Source organism: Agromyces protaetiae (genome assembly GCF_004135405.1).
GTDB lineage: Bacteria > Actinomycetota > Actinomycetes > Actinomycetales > Microbacteriaceae > Agromyces > Agromyces protaetiae.
Map to the genome: position 1 here is coordinate 2,749,985 of NZ_CP035491.1, position 21,449 is coordinate 2,771,433.

Below are 21,449 nucleotides of genomic sequence, written 5' to 3' on the forward strand. Positions count from 1 at the left end.
ACGCGGACCGAGCCGCACGGTGGAAGCGTGACATCCGGTCGCCCGTGTGGAGGAGCCGTCGACATAGACTGGCGCAATGCTCGACTACGTCGACACGGGGCTAAGCGCCAACTCCGTGCCGTATCTCGAGGGACTCTCCCTCCAGCGCGCCGTCCATCGGGCGGTCGTCGCGGGCGAACGCCCCGACACCGTCATCCTCCTCGAACACGATTCGGTCTACACGGCGGGCAAACGCACCGCCCCCGACGAACGGCCCGTCGACGGCACTCCCGTCATCGACGTCGACCGCGGCGGCAAGATCACGTGGCACGGTCCCGGACAGTTGGTCGGGTATCCCATCGTGCGTCTCGGCGAACCGATCGATGTCGTCGGCTACGTCCGTCGGCTCGAGGCCGTGCTCATCGACCTCCTCGCCGAGTTCGACATCGTCGGCCGACGGGTGGAAGGCCGATCGGGCGTGTGGGTCGGCGACGGCGTCGACGAGAAGATCGCCGCGATCGGCATCCGCGTCGAAGGCGGCGTCACGATGCACGGCTTCGCCCTCAACTGCTCGAACTCGCTCGAACCCTACGATCGCATCGTCGCGTGCGGTATCCGCGACGCGGGCGTCACGACCATGAGCAGGGTGCTCGGTCGGGACATCCACCCCGCCGACGTCGCAGCGCCGCTGCGACGCCTCCTCGACGCCGAACTCGCGACGATTCGAGCGACCGAGGCGGCTCTCGCGTGAGCACGGCGCCCGACGGCCGGCGGATGCTCCGGCTGGAAGTCCGCAACGCCCAGACGCCCATCGAGCGCAAGCCCGAGTGGATCAAGACTCGCGCGAAGATGGGGCCCGAGTACCGGTCGCTCCAGACGCTCGTGAAGTCCGAGGAGCTGCACACGGTCTGCCAAGAGGCCGGATGCCCCAACATCTACGAGTGCTGGGAGGACCGCGAGGCGACCTTCCTCATCGGCGGCTCGCAGTGCACGCGCCGCTGCGACTTCTGCCAGATCGATACGGGCAAACCCGCCGACTACGACACGGACGAGCCGCGCCGGGTCGCCGAGAGCGTGCAGCGCATGCAGTTGCGCTACGCCACGGTCACCTGCGTCGCGCGCGACGACCTGCCCGACGGCGGCGCATGGCTCAACGCCGAGACGGTGCGGCAGATCCACGCCGTCAACCCGGGCACCGGCGTCGAACTGCTCGCCACCGACTTCAACGGCGAGCCCGCCCTGCTCGGCGAGGTGTTCGGCAGCCGCCCCGAGGTCTTCGCGCACAACGTCGAGACCGTGCCGCGCATCTTCAAGCGCATCAGGCCCGCGTTCCGCTACGAGCGCTCGCTCGACGTGCTGACGCAGGCGCGTGCGGCCGGACTCATCACGAAGTCGAACCTCATCCTCGGCATGGGCGAGGAGCGCGATGAGGTTTCGCAGGCGCTCCGAGATCTGCACGACGCCGGCACCGACATCATCACGATCACGCAGTATCTGCGGCCGAGCCCGCGGCACCTGCCGGTCGCGCGCTGGGTGCGTCCCGAGGAGTTCATCGAGCTCAAGGCGGAGGCTGAGGCGATCGGGTTCCTCGGTGTACTCGCCGGTCCGCTCGTTCGGTCGTCGTATCGTGCCGGGCGCCTGTGGGCGCAGTCGATGCAGGCGAAAGGCCGCCCGATCCCGGTCGGGCTCGAACATCTGGCGGATGTCTCGCTGGGCTTCGCCCAGGCCGTCGGCTGACCTGTCAGATCGACACGGTTCGGCCTGGAGCGAACACGGTGGGAATGCCGCTCGCTCGGGGCCGAACCGGTCGTCTGACGCATCCGCGCGCCGGTATCCTTGAGACCATGGCACGCGACAAGTCCGCCCAGAAGGAGCCCGGCCGCTTCAAGCAGATGTGGCAGGTCTTCCAGATGACCCGCCGCTACGACCCCTCGGCGCAGTGGCTCATGCTCCTCGGCTTCCTCGCGCCCGTCGTCGTCACGATCGTGCTCGCCCTGTGGCTCAGCGAGGGCAACGGCCTCACGATGGCGCTCTGGATCATTGCGGGCGTGCTCGCCGGCCTCCTCCTCGTGCTCATCATCCTCGGCCGTCGCGCGGAGCGCGCGGCCTACTCGCAGATCGACGGTCAGCCCGGCGCGGTCGGCGCGGTGCTCCGCAGCGGCCTGCGCGGCAGCTGGATCGGCAATGAGATGCCCGTCGCCGTCAACGGCAAGACGCAAGACGCCGTCTACCGCGCCGTGGGCCGCGGCGGCGTCGTGCTCATCGGCGAAGGCGACGCAGGGCGTGTCGAGCGCATGCTCAAAGACGAGGAGCGCAAGGTCTCGCGCGTCCTTCCCAACGTGCCGATCCGACTCCTCACGGTCGGCCACGGCGAGGGCTCCGTCGAACTCCACCGTCTCTCGGCGGCGCTCCGCAAGACGAAGCGGTCCCTCACGAAGCCCGAGGTGCAGGCCGTGTCGAACCGCCTCAACTCGCTCCAGTCGTCGCTTCCCATTCCGAAGGGCATCGACCCCATGAAGGCGCGCGCACAGCGCGGTCGCATGCGCTGACGCGCACCTTCCCACGACGTCGCGACGCGGCATCCGGTCACCCGGTCATCGGGCGGATGCCGCGTCGTCGTCGTGTGCGGCGAACCTATGCGCGGATGAGCACCGTGCCGGCGACCTTGTCGTGGAAGCCCCGCTGGTCGCTGTCCCACACGAGCGCCGGGACGACGATCACGAGGAGAAGCGTACGCACGAGGGGTCGCCAGAGACCGATCCATCCCCCGCTGATCGGCACGAGGTGCATGCCGCAGATCCGGTGGCCGACGCTGCCGCCGATCGTGGGGATGAAGACGATCTGCATGACGGCGAAGACACCGAGCGTCGCCCACGAGTGCTCGAGCGTGCTGTACGGAGCGAAGAGCATCGCGATGAGCAGTGCGGCCGCCCAGTCGATCGCGAGCGCGCCGATGCGTCGCCCGACACGGGCGACCGAGCGGCTCCCGGACTCGGGAAGGCCGAGCCGCTCCCCCGGCCAACGGCTGGGTTCGAGGTCTCCGAAGGTGGTCGGTTTCGCGTCGGGCACCCGTCGATCCTACCGATGACCACCTGTGTAACACGGTCGAAACAATTGCGTCACGGTGGGGAAACCGCTCGGCAGTAGCGTCAGTCCCGGTCGTGCAAAGTCCGCCGATTCCCACCCCCTTGGAGCGTCGCCACCATGTTCAGTGATTCCTCTGAAGTCCTCAAGTTCATCAAGGAAACGGACGTCAAATTCCTCGACATCCGCTTCACCGACCTCCCGGGTGTGCAGCAGCACTTCAACATCCCCGCGTCGACGGTGGACGAGGAGTTCTTCACCGTCGGCCAGCTCTTCGACGGCTCGTCGATCCGCGGCTTCGCGAACATCCACGAGTCCGACATGCAGCTCATCCCCGACGTGACCACCGCGTACGTCGACCCGTTCCGCGTCGAGCGCACGCTCATCATGGTCTTCGACATCTACAACCCGCGCAACGGCGAGATCTACTCGAAGGACCCGCGCCAGGTCGCCAAGAAGGCCGAGAAGTACCTGGCCTCGACCGGCATCGCCGACACCGCGTACTTCGCCCCTGAGGCCGAGTTCTACATCTTCGACGACGTCCGCTACGAGGTGAAGCAGAACGGCAGCTTCTACTCGGTCGACTCCGACGAGGGCGCCTGGAACTCGGGCCGCGTCGAAGAGGGCGGCAACCTCGGCAACAAGACCCCCTACAAGGGCGGCTACTTCCCCGTCTCGCCGGTCGACAAGCAGGCCGACCTCCGCGACGACATCTCGCTCAAGCTCATCGACGCGGGCCTCATCCTCGAGCGCGCCCACCACGAGGTCGGCACGGGCGGCCAGGCCGAGATCAACTACCGCTTCGACACGATGGTGCACGCCGCCGACGACATCCTGAAGTTCAAGTACATCGTCAAGAACACGGCCGAGCAGTGGGGCAAGACGGCGACGTTCATGCCGAAGCCGCTTTTCGGCGACAACGGCTCGGGCATGCACACCCACCAGTCGCTCTGGAACGAGGGCAAGCCCCTGTTCTACGACGAGGCCGGCTACGGCGGGCTCTCGGACATCGCGCGCTGGTACATCGGCGGCATCCTCAAGCACGCCCCCTCGATCCTCGCCTTCACGAACCCGACGGTGAACTCGTACCACCGTCTCGTTCCGGGCTTCGAGGCTCCCGTCAACCTCGTGTACTCGGCGGGCAACCGTTCGGCGGCCATCCGCATCCCGATCACGGGCACGAACCCCAAGGCCAAGCGCATCGAGTTCCGCGCGCCCGACGCCTCGGGCAACCCCTACCTCGCGTTCGCGGCGCAGCTCATGGCGGGTCTCGACGGCATCAAGAACCGCATCGAACCGCACGAGCCCGTCGACAAGGACCTCTACGAGCTCCCCGCCGAAGAGGCCAAGACGATCCCGCAGGTTCCGGGCTCGCTCGACGCCGTGCTCAACGCTCTCGAGGCCGACCACGACTTCCTCCTCGAGGGCGGCGTCTTCACCAAGGAGCTCATCGAGACCTGGATCGACTACAAGCGCGAGAAGGAGCTCAAGCCGCTCGCGCAGCGTCCGCACCCGTTCGAGTTCGAGCTCTACTACGGCGTCTGATCGCACAGTTTGCACCGACCGGCACCCCCTGCCGTCCCCTGGAAAGGCCCGTTCGCTTCGGCGAGCGGGCCTTTTCGCATCGGGTTCGCCGTCCCACCGTCCTTCGATCCGTCGCGGATGGCCCTTCCTTCGCGTGCAGAAGGGCGATCCGCGACGGATCGCAGACCCTGGGTGCGTGCAACGCCCGCTACGCGCTCGGCTCGCGCCGCGGCTCGACGCCGTAGAACGCCCGCTCGAAAACCGCACGGGCACGGCGCGTCGCCTGCAGGTAATCGTGCTCGAGACGGCTCGCCGAGCCGGGCGGGTATCCCATGATGCGCGCCACGCCCTCGAGCTGCGTGCGGTCGACCGGCAGGACGTCGGTTGTCTTGTCGAGCCAGAGCGTGAGCGCAGACCGCGCCCGCGAGGCGATGATCCAGGCGGCGCGGAGCGTCTCGGCATCGGAGGCGGGCACGAGGCCGGCATCGACGGCGTTCGCAAGCGCGTCGAGCGTTGAGGTCGTGCGGAGCGCGGGCACCTCTGCCGCGTGCTGCAACTGCACGAGTTGGATGAACCACTCGACGTCGCTCAGCGAACCGCGACCGAGCTTCAGGTGCCGCGCGGGGTCGGCTCCCTGCGGCAACCGCTCGTTCTCGACGCGGGCCTTGATGCGTTTGACCTCGCGCACGTCCCGGTCGGAGATCTCCTCGGGGTAGCGCACGGTGTCGGCGAGCTCGGTGAAGTCGCGGATGAGCGCATCATCGCCCGCGACGCCGCGCGCCCGTAGGAGCGCTTGCGCCTCCCACGTGAGCGACCACCGGGCGTAGTAGGCGCGGTAGGCGTCGAGCGAGCGGGCGATGACGCCGTTCCGCCCCTCGGGCCGCAGATCGGCGTCGAGGTCGAACGGGAGGCGTGCGTCTTCGCTCAGGCGTTTGAGCTCGGCGACGATCTTGAGCGCCCTCGTGTGCGCTGCGTCGGGCTCGGCGCCGTCTGGGCGGTACACGTAGATGATGTCGGCGTCCGAGCCGATGCCGAGTTCGCGCCCGCCGAAGCGCCCCATGCCGATGACGGCGAACTCGATGCCGTCGGAAACGGCGGCTGCCCCGCCGTCGGCGGCTGGTTCGGCGCCGTTGGTCCGGATCGCTTCGACGAGCCCTGCGATGTGGTTCTCCGCGACGTCGCTCAGGCCATGTCCGAGTTCTTGGATGGTGCAGACGTCGAGGATGCCCGCGAGGGCGAGTCGCAGCACCTCGCGTCGTCGCATCGCGCGCAAGACCCTGCCCGAGGCATCCGCCGTCGTGTGACGCGCGAGCACCGCGCGCGTCTCGTCACGGAGCGACTGGAGGGTGCGCGGACGCAACTCGTCGACGTCTTCGAGCCAGGCGACCGCTTCGGGGATGCGCTCGAGCAGTTCGCCCGCGAACCGCGACCCCGACAGCACACGAGTGAGCCGCATGGCGGCGTCGGACGAGTCGCGCAGCAGCCGCAGGTACCAGTGCGTCGTTCCGAGTTCGTCGCTCAAGCGCCGGAAGGCGAGCATGCCGTAGTCGGGGTCGGCACCCTCGGCGAACCACGAGATCAGCACGGGCATGAGGTGGCGTTGGATCGTCGCGCGTCGCGACACGCCAGCGGTGAGCGCGCCGATGTGGGCGAGCGCGCCGCGCGGGTCGCGGAAACCGATCGCCGCGAGGCGCGCCTCGGCCTGCTCGCTCGTAAGCTCCAGGCCTTCGGTCGGGAGCGCCGCAACGGCGGAGAGCAGCGGCCGGTAGAACAGCCGTTCGTGGAGGCCGCGCACCCGCTGCCGCGTCGCCTGCCACGTCGCCGTGAGCTCGTCAGCGCTCCTCGCGAAGCCCGACGCGCGCGCGAGGATGCGCAGCGCCGCGGGACCGGTCGGCATGAGGTGGGTGCGGCGGAGCCGCGCGAGCTGCAACCGGTGCTCGAGCACCCGCAGCATCCGGTAGTCGAGGGAGAATTCCCCCGCCTCCTCGCGGCCGACGTAGCCGTGCTCGGCGAGTGCCGCGAGCGCGCTGAGCGTGTCGCGCTGGCGGATCGCAGGGTCGGATGCCCCGTGCACGAGCTGCAGGAGCTGCACCGTGAACTCGATGTCTCGAAGGCCGCCCGGCCCGAGCTTCAACTGCACGTCGACCTCGTCGGCGGGGATGTACTCGGTCACCCGTTCGCGCATGCGCTGCACGGACTCGACGAACCCCTCGCGCGATGAACTCGTCCACACCTTCGGCGTGACGCCCGCGAGGTATCGCGCACCGAGCTCGGCGTCGCCGGCGAGCGGCCGGGCCTTCAGGAGCGCCTGGAACTCCCACCCCTTCGCCCACCGGTCGTAGTACTGCAGGTGCGACTCGAGAGTGCGCACGAGCGCGCCGTCCTTGCCCTCGGGTCGCAGGTTCGGATCCACCTCCCACAGCGGCGGCTCGATGCCGGCCTCGCCGATGATGCGCTGGGTGAGCATCGCGAGGCGTGTCGCGATCTCGAGCGCGCGTGCCGTCGAGACGACCTCCTCGTCGGCCGACTCGGCGACGTAGATGACGTCGACGTCGCTCACGTAGTTGAGTTCCCGCGCGCCCGCTTTGCCCATTCCGATGATCGCGAGCCGCGTCGCGGCGACCTCGGTCGCCACGTACCGACCGGGCGCCGCGGGTTCGCCTTCGCCGCGCGAGACGGCGCGTCGCGCGGCCTCGAGAGCGGCATCGAGAGTCGCGCCCGCGAGGTCGGCGAGGCCCGCCGCGACGGTGTCGAGCGCCTCGACGGCGCTCGGCCGCGTGAGATCCCACAGCGCGAGCCCGGTCAGCAGACGGCGGTACCTGACGCGCACCGCGCGGGCGGATGCCTCGTGGTCGGCGCGGTTCACTCCCCCGTCGAGCGCCTGCCCGAGCAAGACCCGCGCGCTGCGCGCGTCGAGCGGCGGCTCGGGCTCGGCGAGGAACACGGGGAGCTCGGCCGGATTCCGTTCGAAGAAGTCGGTGAGGCCCTGCGATGCTCCGAGCACGCGCGCGAAGCGCGCCGCAGGCTCGTCGCGTTCGAGGATCGAGACGACGGATGCCTCGGCGCGATCGAGGAGGCGCAGGGCGCCCCGCACGGCCGCGTCGGGGTCGGCCGCGTGCGAGAACGCGTCGAGGAGCCGATCCGCGTCGACGCCCGTGCGCCGTTCGAGTTCGTCGAACTGCGCCGCGGCGGCGCTCAGGTCGTCGAACCCCGCGCGCGCGAGCGCACTGAGAAGACCGCCCTGACGAGACATCCGGTCGTCGACCCCTAGAGGATCTCGAGGTTGCGCTGCAGCTCGAAGGGCGTCACCTGCGAGCGGTAGTCCTTCCACTCGGCGCGCTTGTTCGCGAGGACGAAGCTGAAGACCTCTTCGCCGAGCGTCTCGGCGACGAGTTCGGAGTCTTCCATGTACTCGATCGCGTGCTCGAGGCTCGAGGGCAGCGGGTCGTAGCCGAGCGCGCGGCGCTCGGTGTCGCTCAGCGTCCAGACGTTGTCTTCGGCCTCGGGCGGGAGCTCGTAGCCCTCTTCGATGCCCTTGAGGCCGGCCGCGAGCAGTAGCGAGAACGCGAGATACGGGTTCGCGGCCGAGTCGATCGCCCGATATTCGACACGGGCGCTCTGCCCCTTGTTGGGCTTGTAGAGGGGGACGCGCACGAGCGCCGAACGGTTGTTGTGACCCCAGCACACGAAGCTCGGCGCTTCGCCGCCGCCCCAGATGCGCTTGTACGAGTTCACGAACTGGTTCGTGACGGCCGAGATCTCGGAGGAATGGCGCAGCAGGCCCGCGATGAACTGGCGGCCGATCTTCGACAACTGGTACTGCGCGCCGGCCTCGAAGAACGCGTTCGCGTCGCCCTCGAAGAGCGAGAGGTGGGTGTGCATGCCGCTGCCGGGGAACTCGGAGAACGGCTTCGGCATGAACGTCGCGTAGACGCCCTGCTCGATCGCGACTTCTTTGATGACCGTGCGGAAGGTCATGATGTTGTCGGCCGTCGTGAGCGCGTCGGCGTAGCGGAGGTCGATCTCGTTCTGGCCGGGGCCCGCCTCGTGGTGGCTGAACTCGACCGAGATGCCGAGGTCTTCGAGCATGCGCACGGAACGGCGCCGGAAATCGTGCGCGGTGCCGCCCGGGACGTTGTCGAAATACCCGGCCGAGTCGACGGGGACCGGGCCCTCAGGGCCGTACTTCGACGACTTGAGCAGGTAGAACTCGATCTCGGGGTGCGTGTAGAACGTGAACCCGCGGTCGGCGGCGCGCGCGAGCGTGCGCTTCAGCACATTCCGGGGGTCGGAGACCGCCGGCTCGCCGTCGGGCGTCGTGATGTCGCAGAACATGCGCGCCGTGGGGTCGACGTCGCCGCGCCACGGAAGGGTCTGGAACGTCGTGGGGTCGGGGAACGCGAGCAGATCGGACTCGTACGTTCGGCTCAACCCTTCGATGGCCGAGCCGTCGAACCCGATCCCTTCGTTGAACGCGCCCTCGACCTCAGCGGGGGCGATGGCCACGGACTTCAAGGTCCCGACGACGTCGGTGAACCACAACCTGACGAACTTGACCCCTCGTTCTTCGATGGTCCGGAGAACGAAGTCGCGCTGCTTATCCATCCACACCCTCTCTCGCATCTCACAGCGTACCGGCACGGCCGGGCCGTCAGGCGTCTGTGGAAGACTGGCGGCATGTCAGAGCAGAACCCGTACGGCGGCGCCGCTGCCGCGACCGACGGTCCGAAGCGCGTCCGCACCCGGCACTTCCAGAACGCGAAGCGCGACGGCATCAAGATCACGGGGCTCACGAGCTACGACCAGCTCACGGCCCGCATCTTCGACGAAGCCGGCATCGACTTCCTTCTCGTCGGCGACTCGGCCGGCAACAACGTGTTCGGCTACGAGACGACCCTGCCGGTGAAGGTCGACGACCTGATCCCGCTCACGCGCGCCGTCGCAGGCGCCGTGAAGCGCGCGTTCGTCGTCGCCGACATGCCGTTCGGCTCGTACGAGAACGGCCCCGAAGACGCCCTCCACACGGCCGTGCGCTTCATGAAGGAGACCGGCGCCCACGCGGTCAAACTCGAGGGCGGGGAGCGCAGCCGCAAGCAGATCCACCGCATCGTTCAGGCGGGCATCCCCGTCATGGCGCACATCGGCTACACCCCGCAGAGCGAACACGGCCTCGGCGGGCATGTCATCCAGGGCCGCGGCGACGGCATCACACAACTCCTCGCGGACGCGCAGGCCGTGCAAGATGCCGGTGCGTTCGCGGTCGTCCTCGAGATGGTGCCGTCCGAGGCGGCGCGCCAGGTCACCGAGCAGCTCTCGATCCCGACGATCAGCGTCGGCGCCGGTCCCCACACCGACGGCCAGCTGCTCGTCTGGACCGACTGGGCGGGGCTCACGCCGGGCCGCATCCCGAAGTTCGTCAAGCAGTACGCGAACCTCTCGGGCATTCTGAACGACGCCGCGCACGCGTGGCGCGACGACGTCGCGAACGGCGTCTACCCGGGCCCCGAGCACTCCTACGAGTAGCGCGAGGTGCCGCGGAGATCAGTCGTCCGCGGCATCCTCTTCGGCCCACTTCGCGCTGTTCGCGCGCAGGATCTCGAGCGCTCGGGATGCCTCGTCGCGCGTCTCGAACGGACCCACGCGATCGATCGACGGCGACACGAAGCCCTGTTCGACCTCGCCCGTTCTGATGTTGTACCAGTAGAGGTGCTCGACATCATCGGTCATGCCGCGATCCTACGCCGCACGCCTCCGTCGATGGGGAACTCGTGCATCGCTCGCGATAAGGTTCTCCCATGGCGACCACCCACGCGATCGGCATCGACATCGGCGGCACCGGCATCAAGGGGGCGGTGGTCGACCTCGCAACCGGAACGCTCCTCTCGGAGCGGCGCAAGATCAAGACCCCGCAGGGCGGCAAGCCCGATGACATCCTCGATGCAACCGCCGAACTGCTCGCGGGCTTCGACGAGGCAGGCGAAGAGGGTGTCCCCGTCGGGCTGTGCTTCCCGGCGATCGTGAAGCGCGGGTACACGCTGTCTGCGGCGAACATCTCCGAGAAGTGGATCGGCCTGCCGGCCGAGAGGCTCTTCGAGGAGCGTTTCGGTCGTGAGATCCACTTCATCAACGACGCGGATGCCGCGGGGTACGCCGAGTCGCGCTACGGCGCCGCCGTCGGCGCCGAAGGGCTCGTCATCCTCACGACGCTCGGCACGGGCATCGGCAGCGCGTTCCTCTACGACGGAGTCCTCGTGCCGAACACCGAGCTCGGCCACCTCGAGATCGACGGCGAGAAGGCCGAGCGGGCCGCCGCGTACTCGGCGATGGAGCGTGAAGACCTCGACTGGAAGCAGTGGACCAAGCGTCTTCAGCGGTTCTACTCGCACGTCGAGTTCCTCTTCACGCCCGACCTGTTCGTCGTCGGCGGCGGCGTCTCGAAGCACCACGAGGAGTTCTTGCCGCTCCTCGACCTGAAGACGCCGATCGTGCCGGCCACGCACCGCAACAATTCGGGCATCATCGGCGCCGCGTCGCTCGCGGTCGGCTGAGACATCCGGGCCGTTCTGACCGTCCTGACCGTCGCCGAGGGCGACGTGCATCGCGTGACCAGGAGAAGCGAGCGGGTCGGCTGATACGCCGGGTTCTGTTGACCGGGCGCTTGCGCGACACCGGCTGGACGGCCATCTCTCTCGGAGCTGCGTTGCCGCAGCCCTCCAGCGACCTACCCGGGAACGGGACGGGCAGCCCCATCGTTCCCTGTCTGGTCTTGCTCCGGACGAGGTTTACCGAGCCGACCGCGTCGCCGCGGCCGCTGGTGGGCTCTTACCCCACCGTTTCACCCTTACCGCCCGCTCGCGCGGGAGGCGGTCTGTTCTCTGTGGCACTGTCTCGCGGGTCACCCCGGGTGGGCGTTACCCACCGTCCTGCCCTGCGGAGCCCGGACGTTCCTCGGCGCGGCGCCGAAGCACCGCGACGCGACCGTCTTGCCGACCCGCTCGCCCTTCCAGCCTACAGGGCGGGCCTCAGATGCCCGATTCGTCGGTGCGGACGAGGATGCGGTCGCACTCGGGGCACTGCACGACGTCGTCGGGCGCCGCACGGCGCACCGCCTCGAGGTCGGAGCCCGTGAGCGTGATCGTGCAACCGCCGCACGTGCGCTGACGGAGGAGGGCCGCGCCGACCCCGCCGCCGCGAACACGGCGCTGCTCGTAGAACGCGAGGAGGTCGGCGGGGATCGTCGCGGCGACGACCGCGCGGTCACGGTCGGTCTGCTCGCGTTCGGTGGCGATGCCTGCGGAGGCTTCGTCACGCTCGGCCTCGAGGCTCTGCTGTGCGACGGCGATCGCGGCCCGTTCGTCGTCGATCGCGGCGACGGCGCCCTCGGCGCCCTCGACCTTCTCCATGACGACGAGCTCTTGGTCTTCGAGGTCGGAGAGCCGGCGCTTGAGCGAGACGAGCTCGCCCTCGAGCGCCTGCACGTCTTTCAGCGACGAGGTCTGGGTGAGGCGCTCGCCGTCGCGCGCGATGCGCGCCTCGACGATCCTGACGTCGCTCTCGATGCGGCCGAGCTCGGTCTTCGCGTCTTCGAGTACCCCGACGGCCTCGGCGCGCGAGCGCCGGACGGCGTCGTCGCGGGTCGCGAGTTCTGCGAGCGGGGCCGTCTGCGGAAGGGCGTTCAGGCGGTGGGCGAGCTGTGCGAGTCGCGTGTCGAGCGCCTGCAGGCGGAGCAGTTCTTGCTGGGCGGCGGGAGCGGCCTTCATGCGGGCCTCCTTCGGGTCGGGGCGGTCTGCCGATCGCGTCGATCGCAGAAGTGGTTCGGTCGGGTGTCGGTCGCAGTCGCGGTCATTGCACGACCTGGAAGTCCCACGGGTCGGTGCGCAGTTCGCTCACGAGGACGTCGAGCTCGGGATGCGCCGCACGCAGCTCTGCGGCGGCGCGGTCGAGCCACAGCCACTCACTCGCCCAGTGGGAGACGTCGAGGAGCGCGGGGCCGCCGCCGAGAAGCGCCTGCTCGCGGGCTTCGGAGGCGGGGTGATGGCGGAGGTCGGCCGTGATGTAGACGTCGGCGGCGCGCACGGCGGGGTCGGAGAGGAGCGAGTCGCCCGCTCCCCCGCACACGGCGACGGTCTCGACGGGAGCGTCGAACCCGCCCGAGGCGCGGACGCCCGTCGCGGTCGCCGGCAGGATCTCGGCGAGACGGCGGGCGAGTCGCCCGAGGGTCGTCGGCTCGGGAAGCCTGCCCACTCGCCCGAGCCCACGCGCCGGATCGACGCCCGGCACGATCGGCGAGACATCCGTCAGCCCGAGGGCGTCGGCGAGGACCGCCGACGTTCCCGACTCGACGACGTCGGCGTTCGTGTGCGCCGCGACGAGCGCGCAATCGGCGCGGATGAGCCGCGCGAGGAGCGATCCCTTGTAGCGGTCTTCGGCGATGCTCGTGACGCCGCGAAGGAGCAGCGGATGGTGGGCGATGACGAGGTCGGCGCCCGACTCGATCGCCTCGTCGACGGTCGCGGCGACTGCGTCGACGACGAAGAGCACACGCCCGATGGATGCCCCGGGGTCGCCCGTCACGAGCCCGGGAGCGTCCCACGGCTCCGCGCCCGCGAGCGGCCAGAGCCGGTCGACGGTCGCGAGCACTTCGGAGAGCGGGACGGTCACCCGCTCAGCCTACCGGCGGGGCGGCGTCCTCGAAGGGCGACGCCGTGCCGGGCGGCGTACGACGGGATTGCGTCACCCTGACTACTCGTGCGAGAGTAGTCGTGTGTCGAGCATCCGTCTGTACATCCTGAGCTCGCTCATCGAGCGCGGGCCGATGCACGGGCACGCCCTGAAGAACCTCGCCGAGCAGGAGCACGTCCACGAGTGGACCGACATCTCCGTCGGCGCCCTCTACGGCGCGCTCAAGCGCATGCACGCAGACGGACTCGTCGCCATCGAGCGCACCGAGCGGGAGGGGAACTACCCGGCCCGCCAGGTCTACGGCATCACCGACGGGGGCATCGCCGCGCTCCGAGACATCCGGGCACGCGCCTTCGCGACGCTCGACAAGACGCCCGACCCCTTCGACCTCGCATTCACGCGACTCGACCCCGACGACCTCGACGGGCTCGGCCCTGCGCTCGTCGCTCGCCGCGACGGGTACCGCGAGCAGCTCGAAGCCGGCCGCGCGAAGATCGAGCACATCGATCAGTACCTCTGGCGCTCCGAGCGACTGGCCCTCGAGCACCGGCTCCACCGGCTCGAGGCCGAGATCGCCTGGCACGACGATCTCATCGCGAGCGTGCCGCTCATCGTCGAAGACGAACGCGAGCGCCGCCGCCGCAAGGGGTCGAAGGGCGACACGCCGCCCGAGGCATCCTGACGCGACATCCTGACCCATCTCCCCACATTCCGCACCAACCCCTGAGGACTCTCATGAGCGATTCCACGACCGCCGAACCGCCTGCCCGAACGCCCTACCCCACCTGGACCGCTCCCCCGGGCGTGACCCCTCGCCGAGCCTGGGCCGCATTCGCCGTCCTGCTCATCGGCGCCTTCATGTCGCTGCTCGACACGACGATCGTGAACGTCGCGCTCCCGACCATCCGCGACGCGATCGACGCCGACGAGGCGACCCTCGCGTGGATCATCTCGGGCTACGCGCTCGCCTTCGGCCTCGCTCTCATCCCGGCCGGCCGCCTGGGCGACCGCTTCGGGCATAAGTGGGTGTTCTTCACCGGACTTGCGATCTTCACGGCCGCGAGCCTCTGGTGCGGACTCGCGCAGGGCCCCGTCGAACTCATCATCGCGCGCGTCGTGCAGGGCCTCGGCGGCGGCATCTTCTTCCCGGCCGTCACTGCATTCGGCCAACTCCTCTTCGCCCCGCAGAAGCGCGGCGCCGCATTCGGCGTCATGGGCGCCGTCATCGGCGTCTCGACGGCGCTCGGGCCCATCGTCGGCGGCCTGCTGATCGAGGCGCTCGGCGACGAGACCGGCTGGCGGTGGATCTTCGCCGTCAACATCCCGATCGGCGTCGTCGCCCTCGTCCTCGCCGCGACCGTGATCCCGGCCGTCAAGGCCGGCCAGAAGGCGGCGACCGACCTCGTCGGCCTGCTCCTCCTCGCCGCGGGCCTCACGGCACTCCTCGTTCCGCTCATCCAGGGCCAAGACGAAGGCTGGCCGCTCTGGACGTTCCTCTCCCTCGCGGGCGGCGTCGTGCTCCTCGTCGCCTTCTGGTTCTGGGAGTCGGCGCTCGCGCGCCGCGGCGTCGTGCCGCTCGTGCCGCCGCGCCTCTTCGCCCACCCGCAGTTCACGGGCGGCACCGTGCTCGCCCTCGTCTACTTCGCGGCGTTCACGAGCATCTTCTTCGTCATCGCGCTCCTCTGGCAGGCCGGACTCGGGCACACGGCGCTCGAGTCGGGCCTCGTGACGATCCCCTTCGCGATCGGCAACATCGTCGGCGCCGCGACGAGCGACCGGCTCGCCCAGCGACTCGGCCGCGGTGTGCTGCTCCTCGGCACCGCCCTCGTCGCCGTCGGGCTCGCCGCCGTGTGGCTCGTCCTCGAACTCGTGCCCGCGGCCGACCTCAACAACTGGCTCCTGCTCGCACCGCTCCTCGTTGCGGGCATCGGCAACGGATTCTTCATCGCCCCGAACGCGCGCTTCATCGTCGCGACGGTCGACGGCAAGGACGCAGGCGCCGCGAGCGGAGTCATCGGCACGGTGCAGCGCATCGGCTCGGCGATCGGCATCGCCGTCGTCTCGAGCGTGCTGTTCGCGGTCGCCGACCTCGGCTCGGTCGGAGACGACATCCAGGCCGCGATGCAGAGCGGCGACTTCTCGTCGCCCGATGCGGCCGCGGCATCCGTGCTCGCCGACCACTTCGTGCCGGCCGCGACGACCGCGCTCGCGCTCAGCGTCGCGTTCGCGGTCATCTCGTTCGCACTCGTGTGGACCCTGCCGAAGCGCGTGTCGCTGCACGGCGCGCCCGATTGAGCTGAGCGTCACGGGGCGCACCGCTGCCGAGGTGTGCTGGAAAGGCTCGTCGACGGATCAGGCCTCACCCTCGTCTATGAGCCAGACCCGCTTAAGCGGGATCTTCGCCTTAATGTCGTCGGGGAGCACTTCGTAGTGCTTGAGGAGCCGTCGAAGGACCTCTTCGGCGTCCCAGACCGCGACCTTGAGCTGCTGCGCCGCGACTTTGTCTCTCGCGTCCTTCGTCAATTCGCTCAAGCTCACAAGCAGCCCGTGGTCCGCGTTGTGCAGACTGACGACGCCGCCAAGCTGATCGAGAACCTGCGACCCGATCGCACCTGCCTGTGCCTTGACCTGCACGATGATCGTCGGGGCAGAGATGCCGAGGACACCCGATCCAGCGATGATGTCGATGCCGCCGTCCTTGCCCTTGGGCGGGACCTTGCACGTCATTCCCTCCGCCTCGAGAAGCGCCGCGACGAGCCCCTGGAATTCGTACCCGTCGAACCGCTCTCGGAGACGGCCGAGGATGCGATCACGTGAGAACTGCTCGATATCCTGCCCGTCGCTGGCGATCGCCTCGTCGGTGTCGACGACATCGTCACCGGCTTTCGGAACCGTCAGCGGCACCCCCGGTCGGGCGCCCGGATCGGCGTCCGCGCCGCCGAGGATCTTGCCGAGGCGATACGCAGCGTCGTTCCGGCTGATCTGGACGACCGTGCTGAACGCGCCAAGCGAGTACAAGAGGTCTTGGTTGATCGCCGTGCGGGCGACGTCGGGGCGTTTCCAATCGACACTCCGGACGTGATTGAGAACGCCCGGGCCAGCGAGGTACTCGTATCCCCCGGTCACTATGCCGAATGCGAGGCGACCTTGCTGCCTGAGCGGGAGCACCACGATGTCTCCGGCTGCCATCCGATTCGCGAAGGCGTTGAGCTGCGCCGCGTAGTTCCCGATCGCTTTCTCTGGCTTGCCCGGCATCGCGGCCGCGAGGAGGAGGCGCATCGATGGAAGGTCGGCCGCCGAGCTGAGGCTGCCGATCTCAGAGAAGTCGACCCCGGTGTACCCGTTCTCGAGCATCCACAAGTCGTATGCCCAGTTCTTCGAACCGCGCACCAGCCAGGCTCTCGGCTCCGTCGTCGCACTCATGCCCTCATCTTGTCAGGCGGCCCCGACTCAGCGCTCAAGTCGCGCACGCGTCGCAGATGCCGGACGCAGGTAGCTGCATGGAGCACGTCGGGCAGAACCGAACCGCGCGGGCCCCCGATCGGCTTGCCATCCCGTTCCCATCGCGAAGCTTGTTCACCGGGTGGGACACCCACCACTCCCGCCCGTCGAACCAGGAGCCGCGATCGACATCGCCGACCGAATCGAGGATCTCCGCCTCGGAGGAGAGTCCACCGGTGTAGCCGAAGTGTATGTGCAGCGTCTTGCCGCCGCCGTTGCGAATCCCCTTGATGTAGCTCAGCGTGGCGATGTCCTCGTAGTGGCTCACGCCGAGGTGATCGACAATCCGCTGCACAAGCCGCAGATTCTCCGTTGGAAACCCGTGGGCACGAAAAGCCTGCTCGAGAGTCTCCCATCGATTCGGCGTGCGTATCGCGGAGGCTGCACGCTGATCCAACTCCGGAGCCGGTTCCTCGAACACGATCCTAGGCTAGTCGAAGTGGGCCCTGCCGGGCTCGAACCGACGACATCCACGGTGTAAGCGTGGCGCTCTACCAACTGAGCTAAAGGCCCCCGCGCCGGAGCGGCGCACGCCAATGCTAGCCGAGCCTCCCTAGACTCACCGCCATGGCGCAGCCGCTGCAGCAGCATCCGAGCCGCACCGCCCTGCCCGAGCATCGCTGGCCTGCCGTCATCATGCTGCTCTTCGCGCTCGCGCTCTACGCACTCCTGCCGGGGCAGATCCTGGGGCCGCAGCGCTACCTCGTCGTCGCGTTCGGCGTCGCGCTCATGGTGCCGCTCGTCGCCGTGAACCCGCACCGGCTGACCCGGCAGACCCGATGGAGTCGCGCGATCTCGGTCGCGTTCGCGCTCGGACTCGTGATCACCAACCAGGTCACGCTGCTGCTGCTGATCTTCGCGCTCGTGAGCGGCGGGCGGGATGCTCCGGGGTTGCTGCTCGGCGCACTGCAGGTGTGGGTGGTCAACGTCATCGGCTTCACGACCCTCTTCTGGGAGCTCGATCGCGGCGGACCGGTCATCCGTACGACCTCGGCCCGTGCCGACTTGCCCCCGCCGACTTCCGCTTCCCGCAGGACGAGGACGACGACGCCGTCGCAGAGGTGGCGGCGAGGTCGTCCGCCGTGCGCGACTGGACGCCGCGCTTCGTCGACTACTTCTATTCGACGCTCTCGAACTCGATGGCCTTCAGCGCGACCGACGCAATGCCGCTCTCGCCGCGGTTCAAGCTCCTCATGGCGCTGCAGGCGTTCGGGAGCTTCCTGATCCTCGCGCTCGTCATCGCGCGGTCGGTCAACATCCTCGATTGAGGAGTGGCCGGCACCGAGGCATCCGGATGTCTCGCACCGACCGCCTACGCGACCGCCGCGAGCGCTTCGCGGTACGCCGAGAGCGGGCGCGGCTCGCCCGGTGCGCTCGCGAAGCTCGCCTTCACGAGCCCGTCGGTGCCGATGAGGAACGTCGCGCGAGCGGCCGCCCCGGCGTCTTCCCGGAACGCGCCGAACGACTGCGCCACGGCGCCGTGCGGCCAGAAGTCGCTGAGGAGCGGGAAGTCGTAGTGCTGCTCGGCCGCCCACGCGCGCAGGGTGTGCTTGGAGTCGACCGAGATGCCGACGAGCTGCACCGATGCGTCGTCGAAGATCGCGATGTTGTCGCGCAGTTCGCAGAGTTCGCCGTGGCAGATGCCCGAGAAGGCGAGCGGGAAGAACACGAGGGCGACCGGGCGTTCGGCGTGCAGTTCGGAGAGCTTGCGAAGAGCGCCGAACTGGTCGACGAGGGCGAAGTCGGGCGCAACGGCTCCGGGCTGCAGGATCATTGTGGGATTCCTCTACGTCGAGACGATTCGCCCCCAGCGTAGCTGTGACCCTCCACTGTCCGAGAGTCACTAGGATGACTTGGTGCCCACCATGACCGCGACCCGGTCATCACGCGTGCGCACGATTGCAACGCAGGCATCCCCTGCTGAAGAGAGAGGTCGAGTGTGACTGTCAACGACCAGGATCCGTATTCGGTCGAGGCTCTGGACTCGGACCCCGAGGAGACCGGCGAGTGGGCCGAGTCCCTCGATGCGGTCGTCGAGGCGAAGGGCCACCAGCGCGGCCGTGAGATCATGCTCAGCCTGCTCAAGCGCTCGAAAGAACTCCACCTCGGCGTGCCGATGGTGCCCACCACCGACTACCTGAACACGATCGCTCCCGAGAACGAGCCCGAGTTCCCCGGCGACGAAGAGATCGAGCGCCGCTACCGGGCCTGGATCCGCTGGAACGCCGCCGTGCTCGTCCACCGCGCGCAGCGCCCCGACATCGCCGTCGGCGGCCACATCTCGACCTACGCGTCGAGCGCCGCGCTCTACGAGGTCGGCTTCAACCACTTCTTCCGCGGCCAGGACCACCCCGGCGGCGGCGACCAGGTCTTCTACCAGGGCCACGCCTCCCCCGGCATGTACGCCCGCGCGTTCCTCGAGGGCCGACTGAGCGCCGACCAGCTCGACGGCTTCCGCCAAGAGAAGTCGCACGCGCCCTACGGCCTCTCGTCGTACCCGCACCCGCGACTCATGCCCGACTTCTGGCAGTTTCCGACCGTGTCGATGGGCCTCGGGCCCATCAACGCGATCTACCAGGCGCAGCTCAACAAGTACCTCACCAACCGCGGCATCAAGGATGCCTCCGACCAGCACGTGTGGGCGTTCCTCGGCGACGGCGAGATGGACGAGGTCGAGAGCCGCGGCCAGCTCCAGGTCGCAGCCAACGAAGGCCTCGACAACCTCACGTTCGTCGTCAACTGCAATCTGCAGCGACTCGACGGCCCCGTGCGCGGCAACGGCAAGATCATCCAGGAGCTCGAGAGCTTCTTCCGCGGCGCCGGCTGGAACGTCATCAAGGTCATCTGGGGCCGCGAGTGGGACGACCTCATCGAGCGCGACCACGACGGCGCCCTCCGCAACCTCATGAACGTCACCCCCGACGGCGACTACCAGACCTACAAGGCCGAGTCGGGCGCGTACGTCCGCGAGAACTTCTTCGGCCGCGACCCGCGCGCGCTCGCCCTCGTCGAGCACCTCACCGACGACGAGGTGTGGGGCTTGAAGCGCGGCGGCCACGACTACCGCAAGGTCTACGCCGCCTTCAAGGCTGCCACCGAGCACAAGGGCCAACCGACGGTCATCCTCGCGAAGACCATCAAGGGCTACGGCCTCGGTCCCGCCTTCGAGGGTCGCAACGCGACCCACCAGATGAAGAAGATGACGCTCGGGAACCTCAAGACGTTCCGCGACACGATGCGCATCCCCATCAGCGACGCCCAGCTCGAAGAGAACCCCTACCTCCCGCCGTACTTCCACCCGGGCGAGGGCGACGAGGCGATCCAGTACCTGCAGGAGCGCCGCCGCGCGCTCGGCGGCTACACGCCCGAGCGCCGCCGCACCCACACCGAGATCTCGCTGCCCGACGACTCGGCGTACGCGATCGCGAAGAAGGGCTCGGGCACGCAAGAGATCGCGACGACGATGGCGTTCGTCCGTCTCCTGAAGGACCTCATGCGGTCCAAGGAGTTCGGCAACCGGATCGTCCCGATCATCCCCGACGAGGCCCGCACGTTCGGCATGGACGCGTTCTTCCCGAACGCGAAGATCTACAACCCGAACGGCCAGCACTACACATCGGTCGACCGCGAGCTCCTCCTCGCCTACAAAGAGAGCCCGCAGGGCCAGATCGTCCACGTCGGCATCAACGAGGCCGGCGCGCTCGCCGCGTTCACCGCGGTCGGTACGTCGTACTCGACGCAGGGCGAGCCGCTCATCCCGATCTACGTCTTCTATTCGATGTTCGGGTTCCAGCGCACGGGCGACGCGATCTGGGCGGCAGGCGATCAGATGGCGCGCGGCTTCATGATCGGCGCGACGGCCGGCCGCACGACCCTCACGGGCGAAGGACTCCAGCACGCCGACGGCCACTCGCTGCTCCTCGCGGCGACGAACCCCGCGGTCGTCTCGTACGACCCCGCGTACGGCTACGAGATCGGGCACATCGTGCGCTCGGGCCTCGACCGCATGTACGGCGGTCAGCACCCCGACCCCAACGTCATGTACTACCTCACGGTGTACAACGAGCCGATCGTGCAGCCGGCCGAGCCCGAGGGCGTCGACGTCGAGGGCATCGTGCGAGGCATCCACCGCATCGCCGAGGGTCAGGCGCAGGGCCCCAAGGCCCAGCTGCTCGCGTCGGGCGTCTCGGTTCCGTGGATCCTCGAGGCTCAGCAGCTCTTGGCTGAAGACTGGGGCGTCTCGGCGGATGTCTGGAGCGTCACGAGTTGGTCCGAGCTGAGCCGTGACGGCCAGGCCGCCGACGAGCACAACTTCCTGAACCCGGGCGCGGAGCGCCGGGTGCCGTACCTCACGCAGAAGCTCTCCGGAGCATCCGGCCCGTTCGTCGCGGTGTCCGACTTCATGCGCGGCGTGCAGGAGCAGATCCGCGCCTACGTGCCTGGCCAGTACGCGACGCTCGGCGCCGACGGGTTCGGGTTCTCCGACACCCGCCCCGCCGCGCGCCGGTTCTTCAAGATCGACGGGCCGTCGGTCGTCGTCCGCACGCTCCAGCTCCTCGCGGAGCGCGGCGAGGTCGACCCGTCGCTGGCCGCCCAGGCGATCGAGAAGTACCGCCTGTACGACGTGAACGCGGGAACGACCGGTTCGGCCGGCGGCGAGAGCTGACGGGCGAACACGA

At 68.9% G+C, this 21,449-nt stretch carries 20 protein-coding genes, 1 tRNA gene and 1 other RNA gene; 10 read left to right on the forward strand and 12 right to left on the reverse strand.

Annotation, left to right across the window (positions count from 1 at the left end):
• Positions 1-76 precede the first annotated feature (76 nt).
• From lipB to ET445_RS12795, 3 genes are all read left to right on the forward strand, one after another.
• Complete coding sequence (gene lipB, locus ET445_RS12785) at positions 77-730, forward strand: lipoyl(octanoyl) transferase LipB (protein ID WP_129191632.1); 654 nt, start codon at positions 77-79, stop codon at positions 728-730.
• The gene (gene lipA, locus ET445_RS12790; RefSeq protein WP_208008412.1) at positions 727-1,716 is read left to right on the forward strand and encodes a lipoyl synthase; all 990 of its coding nucleotides are present in this window, start codon (positions 727-729) and stop codon (positions 1,714-1,716) included. The genes lipB and lipA overlap by 4 nt, the downstream gene beginning before the upstream one ends.
• Positions 1,717-1,823: 107 nt before the next feature.
• Entirely contained in the window at positions 1,824-2,528 is a 705-nt protein-coding gene (locus ET445_RS12795; protein WP_129191633.1) for a DUF4191 domain-containing protein, read from the forward strand.
• Between the two features lie 85 nt (positions 2,529-2,613).
• Here ET445_RS12795 and ET445_RS12800 read toward each other — a convergent pair whose 3' ends face one another.
• On the reverse strand, positions 2,614-3,048 hold the full coding sequence (locus tag ET445_RS12800; RefSeq protein WP_129191634.1) for an RDD family protein: 435 nt from the start codon (positions 3,046-3,048) through the stop codon (positions 2,614-2,616).
• Positions 3,049-3,183: 135 nt separating this feature from the next.
• Here ET445_RS12800 and glnA point away from each other — a divergent pair, with 135 nt between their 5' ends.
• Positions 3,184-4,608 carry a type I glutamate--ammonia ligase gene (gene glnA, locus ET445_RS12805; protein ID WP_129191635.1) on the forward strand — a complete coding sequence of 475 codons (1,425 nt, stop codon included), beginning with the start codon at positions 3,184-3,186 and terminating at the stop codon, positions 4,606-4,608.
• Positions 4,609-4,795: 187 nt separating this feature from the next.
• Here the strand turns inward: glnA and ET445_RS12810 are convergent, their stop codons facing one another.
• Both ET445_RS12810 and ET445_RS12815 read right to left on the reverse strand, forming a co-directional pair.
• Positions 4,796-7,840 carry a bifunctional [glutamine synthetase] adenylyltransferase/[glutamine synthetase]-adenylyl-L-tyrosine phosphorylase gene (locus ET445_RS12810; protein ID WP_129191636.1) on the reverse strand — a complete coding sequence of 1,015 codons (3,045 nt, stop codon included), beginning with the start codon at positions 7,838-7,840 and terminating at the stop codon, positions 4,796-4,798.
• A gap of 14 nt (positions 7,841-7,854) precedes the next feature.
• Positions 7,855-9,192, reverse strand: a complete 1,338-nt coding sequence (locus ET445_RS12815; RefSeq protein WP_129191637.1) for a glutamine synthetase family protein — start codon at positions 9,190-9,192, stop codon at positions 7,855-7,857.
• A 72-nt stretch (positions 9,193-9,264) separates the two neighbouring features.
• On the opposite strand from ET445_RS12815, the gene panB reads away from it, so the two are divergent.
• Entirely contained in the window at positions 9,265-10,110 is an 846-nt protein-coding gene (gene panB, locus ET445_RS12820) for a 3-methyl-2-oxobutanoate hydroxymethyltransferase (RefSeq protein ID WP_129191638.1), read from the forward strand.
• Positions 10,111-10,128: 18 nt separating this feature from the next.
• Here panB and ET445_RS12825 read toward each other — a convergent pair whose 3' ends face one another.
• Positions 10,129-10,314 (reverse strand): SPOR domain-containing protein, encoded by a 186-nt coding sequence (locus tag ET445_RS12825; protein WP_129191639.1) that lies wholly within the window; start codon positions 10,312-10,314, stop codon positions 10,129-10,131.
• 68 nt (positions 10,315-10,382) lie between these two features.
• Between ET445_RS12825 and ppgK the strand changes: the two genes are divergently transcribed.
• Positions 10,383-11,135 carry a polyphosphate--glucose phosphotransferase gene (ppgK, locus tag ET445_RS12830; RefSeq protein WP_129191640.1) on the forward strand — a complete coding sequence of 251 codons (753 nt, stop codon included), beginning with the start codon at positions 10,383-10,385 and terminating at the stop codon, positions 11,133-11,135.
• A 68-nt stretch (positions 11,136-11,203) separates the two neighbouring features.
• On the opposite strand, the gene rnpB is transcribed toward ppgK, so the two are convergent.
• From rnpB to ET445_RS12845, 3 genes are all read right to left on the reverse strand, one after another.
• An RNA gene (gene rnpB / locus ET445_RS12835) (RNase P RNA component class A) lies at positions 11,204-11,581 on the reverse strand.
• Between the two features lie 28 nt (positions 11,582-11,609).
• Positions 11,610-12,347 carry a zinc ribbon domain-containing protein gene (locus tag ET445_RS12840; protein ID WP_129191641.1) on the reverse strand — a complete coding sequence of 246 codons (738 nt, stop codon included), beginning with the start codon at positions 12,345-12,347 and terminating at the stop codon, positions 11,610-11,612.
• An 82-nt stretch (positions 12,348-12,429) separates the two neighbouring features.
• Positions 12,430-13,248 carry a Nif3-like dinuclear metal center hexameric protein gene (locus ET445_RS12845; RefSeq protein WP_129191642.1) on the reverse strand — a complete coding sequence of 273 codons (819 nt, stop codon included), beginning with the start codon at positions 13,246-13,248 and terminating at the stop codon, positions 12,430-12,432.
• Positions 13,249-13,351: 103 nt separating this feature from the next.
• On the opposite strand from ET445_RS12845, the gene ET445_RS12850 reads away from it, so the two are divergent.
• Positions 13,352-13,951, forward strand: a complete 600-nt coding sequence (locus ET445_RS12850; protein WP_165314398.1) for a PadR family transcriptional regulator — start codon at positions 13,352-13,354, stop codon at positions 13,949-13,951.
• 53 nt (positions 13,952-14,004) lie between these two features.
• Entirely contained in the window at positions 14,005-15,564 is a 1,560-nt protein-coding gene (locus ET445_RS12855) for an MFS transporter (protein ID WP_129191644.1), read from the forward strand.
• 57 nt (positions 15,565-15,621) lie between these two features.
• Here ET445_RS12855 and ET445_RS12860 read toward each other — a convergent pair whose 3' ends face one another.
• The 4 genes from ET445_RS12860 to ET445_RS18055 form a co-directional block, all read right to left on the reverse strand.
• Positions 15,622-16,692 (reverse strand): restriction endonuclease, encoded by a 1,071-nt coding sequence (locus ET445_RS12860; protein ID WP_129191645.1) that lies wholly within the window; start codon positions 16,690-16,692, stop codon positions 15,622-15,624.
• A 34-nt stretch (positions 16,693-16,726) separates the two neighbouring features.
• The gene (locus tag ET445_RS12865; RefSeq protein ID WP_129191646.1) at positions 16,727-17,191 is read right to left on the reverse strand and encodes a Rossmann-fold NAD(P)-binding domain-containing protein; all 465 of its coding nucleotides are present in this window, start codon (positions 17,189-17,191) and stop codon (positions 16,727-16,729) included.
• 19 nt (positions 17,192-17,210) lie between these two features.
• Positions 17,211-17,283: transfer RNA gene (locus tag ET445_RS12870), tRNA-Val, on the reverse strand.
• Between the two features lie 185 nt (positions 17,284-17,468).
• Positions 17,469-17,702 carry a hypothetical protein gene (locus tag ET445_RS18055; protein WP_243695198.1) on the reverse strand — a complete coding sequence of 78 codons (234 nt, stop codon included), beginning with the start codon at positions 17,700-17,702 and terminating at the stop codon, positions 17,469-17,471.
• Between the two features lie 150 nt (positions 17,703-17,852).
• On the opposite strand from ET445_RS18055, the gene ET445_RS18060 reads away from it, so the two are divergent.
• A complete protein-coding gene (locus ET445_RS18060) occupies positions 17,853-18,038 on the forward strand; it encodes a hypothetical protein (RefSeq protein WP_243695199.1) in 186 nt (61 codons plus the stop codon).
• A 44-nt stretch (positions 18,039-18,082) separates the two neighbouring features.
• Here the strand turns inward: ET445_RS18060 and ET445_RS12880 are convergent, their stop codons facing one another.
• Positions 18,083-18,544 carry a peroxiredoxin gene (locus ET445_RS12880; protein ID WP_129191647.1) on the reverse strand — a complete coding sequence of 154 codons (462 nt, stop codon included), beginning with the start codon at positions 18,542-18,544 and terminating at the stop codon, positions 18,083-18,085.
• Between the two features lie 165 nt (positions 18,545-18,709).
• Here ET445_RS12880 and aceE point away from each other — a divergent pair, with 165 nt between their 5' ends.
• The gene (aceE, locus tag ET445_RS12885) at positions 18,710-21,436 is read left to right on the forward strand and encodes a pyruvate dehydrogenase (acetyl-transferring), homodimeric type (RefSeq protein WP_129191648.1); all 2,727 of its coding nucleotides are present in this window, start codon (positions 18,710-18,712) and stop codon (positions 21,434-21,436) included.
• The last annotated feature ends 13 nt before the right edge of the window (positions 21,437-21,449 follow it).